The following is a 6,097-nucleotide window of genomic DNA, read 5'->3' on the forward strand; positions in this document are numbered from 1 at the left end:
CCTCGCTCCCACAGGATTTATGCGATCCGCAGGACCGGCTTCAGCCGGGAAGAAGCCAGTGCAGTCGCTACATCTGTGCCGTCAGAGAGTAAGCGTTCCAGTAATACGTTTGACTTCAGGATAAAAGAACAGGATATTCGCGCTTGGTTCTGCTCGTTTATGATTGATCCTGAAGGGTTTTAAAGCATGGTCTCCACACTTGAAGCGTTCCCTGGAGAACGCCAGCAATTAATTCAAGAGCGCCTGGTAAGGCACGGACGTGTGATTGCGACTGATCTGGCAAGTGAGTTCGGTGTATCCGAGCACTCCATAAGACGCGACCTGAGTGCCTTGGCGGCGGCTGGGCTTTGTAAGCGCGTCTACGGTGGGGCGATCCTGATGCGTGAGTCGGAGGATCCGATGGACGTCCGGGTACTTCAGGACTCGTCACGCAAGGAAAGACTTGGTAAGACCGCCGCCTCGTTTTTGACCTCAGGACAACATGTATTCATTGACGCGGGCTCCACGAATATGGCGATCGCCTGCGCCATAGATCCCAAGTTGCAACTGACCGTGGCGACTAACTCACCATTGATTGCAGTGCAATTGATGAAACTGCCCCGCGCCGAAGTCATTCTATTGGGAGGGCGTCTGAATCCGAAGACAGGGGGTGTGACCGGATTAAGATCAGTCCAGCAATTACAGCAGTTCAACTTTGACTGTTGCTTTATCGGAGCCTGCGCCATCGACCCTGATAACGGCGTGACGGCATTCGAATTAGATGACGCCGATTTTAAACGCGCGGTCATCGCGGCGAGCGGCCAACTGGTTGTCGCAGCGACGAATGAAAAGCTCTCTAGCGTTGCGCATTATCAAGTGGCGGAGTGTCGCGAGGTAGCAGCCTTGGTGGTTGAACATGACGCTCCACGAGAAAGGCTGGAGCCCTTCTTTACACAGATTTCCAATGTCGTCACGGCACGTTGAAATCGCCGGCAGCCAGTGCAATGAAGTGCCGGTACCGAACTGCCTGTCAACGTCAGATAGTCAGCCTTCACGGCTCACTCAATCCGCAAAAAACGCTTCAACTGTTCGCCCTGCGCCATGGCGTCATACCGCCCCAGCTCAATCAATTCCCGGCAATAACCCGCCTCAAACAGCAGATAGCTGAGCACACTGGCACCACTGGTTTTGGTCGCCCCCGGCCCGCGCAAAAACGTGCGTAAAGCTCTCGGCAGTTCATGACGATGGCGGGCAGCGATCTGGTCGATGGGCTGGCTCGGAGCAATGATCAAGACCTCCACCGGGGCCAGGCCTTTCTCACGCACACGATGCTCGCAGGGCAGCATGTCACTGACCAGATTCATCCGTTCCAGCACTTCGATGTCGCTTTCGAGATTATCGATGAAGGTGCTGTTGAGCATGTGTCCGCTGATCTGCGCGAGGGTTGGCTGATTGCCGTTCGTGACCCGCTGCACCTGCCGGTTGGCATCAGCACCCCGCGGATTACCACTAACACCCACTACCAGGACTCGATTGGCTCCCAGATGCAGCGCGGGACTGATCGGTGCTGACTGTCGCACCGCACCGTCGCCAAAATATTCCTGATCAATCTTTACCGGCGCAAACAGCAACGGGATCGCCGAGCTGGCGAGCAAATGATCAATGGTCAGTTGCGTCGGCACTCCGAGTCGACGATGGCGCAGCCACGGGTCGATGGTGCCCTTGCCCTGATAGAACGTCATGGCGTGGCCAGACTCATAACCAAACGCAGTTACTGCTACCGCCCGCAGGTGTTTGGCTGCAATTGCCGCATCAATGCCTGACAGGTCAAGCCGCTCAGTGAGCAGATCTCGCAACGGCGAGCTGTTGAGCAAGGCAACTGGCACTCGGGAGCCAATCCCCAGCAGGCTGTTGCCGAAGAAACGCCCGGCCTGACTCATCACCCCTGGCCAGTCGCTACGCAGCACCTGATGGCTGCGAAATCCCTGCCAGAACTCGGTCAATTGATGCACTGCCGTACGGAAGTGCAATGCTCCGCTGGCCAGTTTGACCGCGTTGATCGCGCCTGCGGACGTCCCGACAATGACCGGAAACGGATTGGGCGCGCCCGGAGGCAGCAAATCGGCAATCCCCGCCAACACCCCAACCTGATAAGCAGCCCTCGCCCCACCACCAGACAGAATCAACCCGGTAACGGGTTCTACATCATTCACAGCATCCATTGCGATGACGGGTTCGAGCATTTAGCTGCGCCTCAGTTGATCACGTACGCTTCTTATAGATTTTTGGCTCGCCCGGAGGTCGGCTTTTGAATCGACGGTGCGCCCAGAGATACTGCTCAGGACACTCCGTAATGGCACTTTCTACCCATTGATTGATGCGCAGGCAATCGACTTCATCACTTTCGCCAGGAAAGTCCTGTAAAGGCGGATGAATAACCAGTCGATAGCCACTTCCGTCAGCCAATCGCTGCTGAGTAAACGGTACGACTTGAGCACGCCCCAGTTTGGCAAATTTGCTGGTGGCCGTCACGGTGGCGGCCTGAATGCCAAACAACGGCACGAACACGCTTTGCTTGGCGCCGTAGTCCTGATCAGGTGCGTACCAGATCGCGCGACCGGCACGCAGCAGCTTGAGCATCCCGCGCACGTCTTCACGCTCTACCGCGAGGGAATCCAGATTGTGGCGCTCACGGCCGCGACGCTGAACGAAATCGAACAGCGCATTTTTGTGCTCGCGGTACATGCCATCGATGGTGTGTTGCTGGCCCAACAGCGCAGCACCCACTTCCAGCGTAGTGAAATGCAGCGCCATGAGAATCACGCCCTGCCCTTGCTGCTGCGCAGCCTGCAAGTGTTCAAGGCCTTCAATGTGCGCCAGTTTGGCCAGACGCTCTCTGGACCACCACCAGCTCATGGCCATTTCAAAAAAGGCGATGCCTGTGGATGCGAAATTTTCCTTGAGCAGACGCTTGCGCTCAGCGCTGGACAGATGCGGGAAGCACAGCTCCAGATTGCGCGACGCAATGTATTTGCGATCAGTGGCAAACCGATACATCACCGCGCCCAGCAGCCGCCCGATGATCAATAGCGCGCGGAATGGCAGTTGAACAACCAGCCACAACAGCCCGAGCCCCAGCCATAGCGGCCAGAAACGGGGGTGAAGAAAATAAGCTCGAAAACGCGGGCGATCCATTAAAGCGTCCATCAAAACCATGGCCGCGCATTCTACAACGGTTCGACCCCGCTTGCGGCTAGCGGGCGTTATCGTTATAAGTCTCGGCACTTTTAGCGACAAGCCGTTGTATGCCGACCATGAGCCAAAACGAATCGCAAGAACAGGAACCTGTCTTCCAACTCAAGGGCAGCATGCTCGCCATCACTGTGCTGGAGCTGGCCCGTAACAACCTTGAGGCCCTCGACCGCCAATTGGCAGCGAAAGTGGCCCAGGCACCGAATTTTTTCAGTAATACCCCGCTGGTGCTGGCCCTCGACAAACTTCCCGCCGACAGCGGCGCCGTGGACCTGCCCGGCCTGATGCGTGTGTGCCGTCAGCACGGCCTGCGCACCCTGGCGATCCGCGCCAACCGTATCGAAGACATCGCCGCAGCCATCGCAATCGATTTGCCGGTATTGCCGCCTTCAGGTGCCCGCGAGCGTGCACTGGATCCGCTGGAAGGTGAAGCGGCGAAGAAAAAAGCCGAAACACCGCCCGAGCCAACCGTCAAACCGACCCGCGTGATCACCACGCCCGTACGCGGTGGTCAGCAGATCTATGCCCCCGGCGGTGATCTGGTGGTGATTGCCCCGGTCAGTCCCGGTGCGGAACTTCTCGCCGATGGCAACATCCATGTTTACGGTCCACTGCGCGGCCGAGCGCTGGCAGGAATAAAAGGCGACACCAAGGCGCGAATCTTCTGTCAGCAAATGGGCGCCGAGCTGATATCCATCGCCGGGCAGTACAAGGTTTCGGAAGATTTACGCAGGGATCCACTGTGGGGTACGTCGGTACAGGTCAGCCTGTCAGGTGACGTGTTGAACATCATCCGGCTTTAACGGATACTGCGCCATTTTCAAAGCATCCCTGATTCGTCGCGAAAACGTAGCAAAGGCAGTAGGAAATCCAGGGGCTTTCATCGTTCCTGGCAAATCGCTCTCAAGGTAGGACGCCTGACAGCTTTCAATTTCCATCATTGTTCGACGGTCGCCGCTTCAAGGGACGCTCTTCAGGACTCAATGTCCTTTTCCTCTAGGGGTGATACACCTTGGCCAAGATTCTCGTGGTTACATCCGGCAAGGGTGGTGTGGGCAAGACCACCACCAGCGCCGCCATCGGTACCGGTCTCGCACTGCGCGGCCACAAAACTGTCATCGTCGACTTTGACGTCGGCTTGCGTAACCTCGACCTGATCATGGGCTGCGAGCGTCGTGTGGTGTATGACTTCGTCAACGTGGTAAACGGCGAAGCCAACCTGCAACAAGCGCTGATCAAGGATAAAAAGATCGAAGGCCTGTTCGTACTGGCGGCCAGCCAGACCCGTGACAAAGACGCGCTGACCAAAGAAGGCGTGGAAAAAGTCCTGATGGAACTCAAGGAATCCTTCGAGTACATCGTCTGCGACTCCCCGGCGGGTATCGAAACCGGTGCTCACCTGGCGATGTACTTCGCTGACGAAGCCATCGTCGTGACCAACCCGGAAGTATCGTCGGTACGTGACTCGGACCGCATGCTGGGCCTGCTGGCCAGCAAGTCCCGTCGTGCCGAGCGCGGCGAAGACCCGATCAAGGAACACCTGCTGCTGACCCGCTACAACCCGGAGCGTGTCAGCAAGGGCGAGATGCTGGGCGTCGATGACGTCAAGGAAATCCTCGCGGTGACTCTGCTGGGCGTGATCCCGGAGTCCCAGGCAGTACTTAAAGCTTCCAACCAGGGCGTGCCGGTCATCCTCGACGATCAGAGCGATGCTGGTCAGGCTTACAGCGATGCCGTTGATCGTCTGTTGGGCAAAGAGCGCGAGCACCGTTTCCTGGACATTCAGAAGAAAGGATTTTTCGAACGCCTGTTCGGGGGTAACTGATGAACATTTTCGACTTCTTTCGTGCCAGCAAAAAAGTCAGTACCGCGTCGGTTGCGAAAGAGCGTCTACAGATCATCGTGGCGCATGAACGCGGCCAACGTACGACTCCGGACTACTTGCCAGCCCTGCAAAAGGAGCTGGTCGAAGTGATCCGCAAGTACGTCAACATCGAGTCCAACGACGTGCAGGTTGCTCTGGAAAACCAGGGCAGCTGCTCGATTCTGGAACTCAACATCACCCTGCCAGATCGCTGATCCGGCGGTTGTCTGCGGCGATGCAGGCCTCCCTTTTCAGGAGTGGGGCTTGCGTCGCCGTTGGCGTTTAGAGGCTGCCAAATGCCGTTGTCCAACATCCGCATCATTCATCAGGACGCTGGCGTTCTGGTGATTGATAAGCCGACCCTGCTGCTTTCCGTTCCTGGCCGTGCCGAGGACAACAAGGATTGCCTGATCACCCGCCTGCAGGAAAACGGTTACCCCGAAGCTCGCATCGTTCATCGCCTGGACTGGGAAACCTCCGGGATTATTCTGCTGGCCCGCGATCCGGACACCCATCGCGAACTGTCCCGGCAGTTTCATGATCGGGAGACAGAAAAAGCCTACACCGCGCTGTGCTGGGGTGAACCAACGCTGGACAGCGGCAGCATCGACCTCCCCTTGCGTTACGACCCACCCACCAAGCCTCGGCATGTGGTGGATCACGAAGCTGGCAAGCATGCGCAGACGTTCTGGAAGGTACTGGAGCGTTGCGGCCATTACAGCCGTGTCGAACTGACGCCGATTACTGGGCGCTCGCATCAGTTGCGGGTACACATGCTGTCGATCGGGCATCCGCTACTGGGCGATGGTCTGTATGCACATCCGGAAGCACTGGCCGCGTATCCGCGCTTGTGTCTGCATGCGAGCATGTTGAGCTTTACCCATCCGCAGAGTGGCGAGCGGTTGCGGTTTGAGTGTCCTGCGCCGTTTTGATTGAGCTTTGGCCGTTGTCTCTGCGGCGTATCTATCGCGGGCAAGCAACGCTCCCACATGAGATCGAGTT

8 protein-coding genes are annotated in these 6,097 nt (G+C 57.5%); 6 read left to right on the forward strand and 2 right to left on the reverse strand.

The window, feature by feature from the left end:
• Together H8S59_RS26840 and H8S59_RS25490 are read left to right on the forward strand one after the other, a co-directional pair.
• Nucleotides 1-183, forward strand: a 183-nt coding sequence (locus tag H8S59_RS26840) for a hypothetical protein (protein WP_214658472.1), incomplete at its 5' end; no start/stop codon positions are given.
• A 3-nt stretch (nucleotides 184-186) separates the two neighbouring features.
• Nucleotides 187-963 carry a DeoR/GlpR family DNA-binding transcription regulator gene (locus H8S59_RS25490; RefSeq protein WP_187523229.1) on the forward strand — a complete coding sequence of 259 codons (777 nt, stop codon included), beginning with the start codon at nucleotides 187-189 and terminating at the stop codon, nucleotides 961-963.
• Nucleotides 964-1,037: 74 nt separating this feature from the next.
• Here the strand turns inward: H8S59_RS25490 and H8S59_RS25495 are convergent, their stop codons facing one another.
• Together H8S59_RS25495 and H8S59_RS25500 are read right to left on the reverse strand one after the other, a co-directional pair.
• Nucleotides 1,038-2,222, reverse strand: coding sequence for a patatin-like phospholipase family protein (locus H8S59_RS25495; protein WP_187523230.1), 1,185 nt, complete (start codon nucleotides 2,220-2,222; stop codon nucleotides 1,038-1,040).
• Between the two features lie 19 nt (nucleotides 2,223-2,241).
• Entirely contained in the window at nucleotides 2,242-3,174 is a 933-nt protein-coding gene (locus H8S59_RS25500; RefSeq protein WP_187523231.1) for a lipid A biosynthesis lauroyl acyltransferase, read from the reverse strand.
• Between the two features lie 119 nt (nucleotides 3,175-3,293).
• Between H8S59_RS25500 and minC the strand changes: the two genes are divergently transcribed.
• The 4 genes from minC to H8S59_RS25520 all read left to right on the forward strand — a co-directional run bounded on the left by minC (nucleotide 3,294) and on the right by H8S59_RS25520 (nucleotide 6,027).
• Nucleotides 3,294-4,034 (forward strand): septum site-determining protein MinC, encoded by a 741-nt coding sequence (gene minC / locus H8S59_RS25505; protein ID WP_187523232.1) that lies wholly within the window; start codon nucleotides 3,294-3,296, stop codon nucleotides 4,032-4,034.
• Between the two features lie 209 nt (nucleotides 4,035-4,243).
• Nucleotides 4,244-5,056, forward strand: a complete 813-nt coding sequence (gene minD / locus H8S59_RS25510; RefSeq protein WP_027898644.1) for a septum site-determining protein MinD — start codon at nucleotides 4,244-4,246, stop codon at nucleotides 5,054-5,056.
• Nucleotides 5,056-5,310: a cell division topological specificity factor MinE gene (minE, locus tag H8S59_RS25515; protein WP_027898645.1), complete on the forward strand. Its 255-nt coding sequence runs from the start codon at nucleotides 5,056-5,058 to the stop codon at nucleotides 5,308-5,310. The genes minD and minE overlap by 1 nt, the downstream gene beginning before the upstream one ends.
• Nucleotides 5,311-5,391: 81 nt before the next feature.
• The gene (locus H8S59_RS25520) at nucleotides 5,392-6,027 is read left to right on the forward strand and encodes an RluA family pseudouridine synthase (protein ID WP_095093455.1); all 636 of its coding nucleotides are present in this window, start codon (nucleotides 5,392-5,394) and stop codon (nucleotides 6,025-6,027) included.
• The last annotated feature ends 70 nt before the right edge of the window (nucleotides 6,028-6,097 follow it).

This window comes from Pseudomonas folii (assembly GCF_014357575.1).
Taxonomy (GTDB): domain Bacteria; phylum Pseudomonadota; class Gammaproteobacteria; order Pseudomonadales; family Pseudomonadaceae; genus Aquipseudomonas; species Aquipseudomonas folii.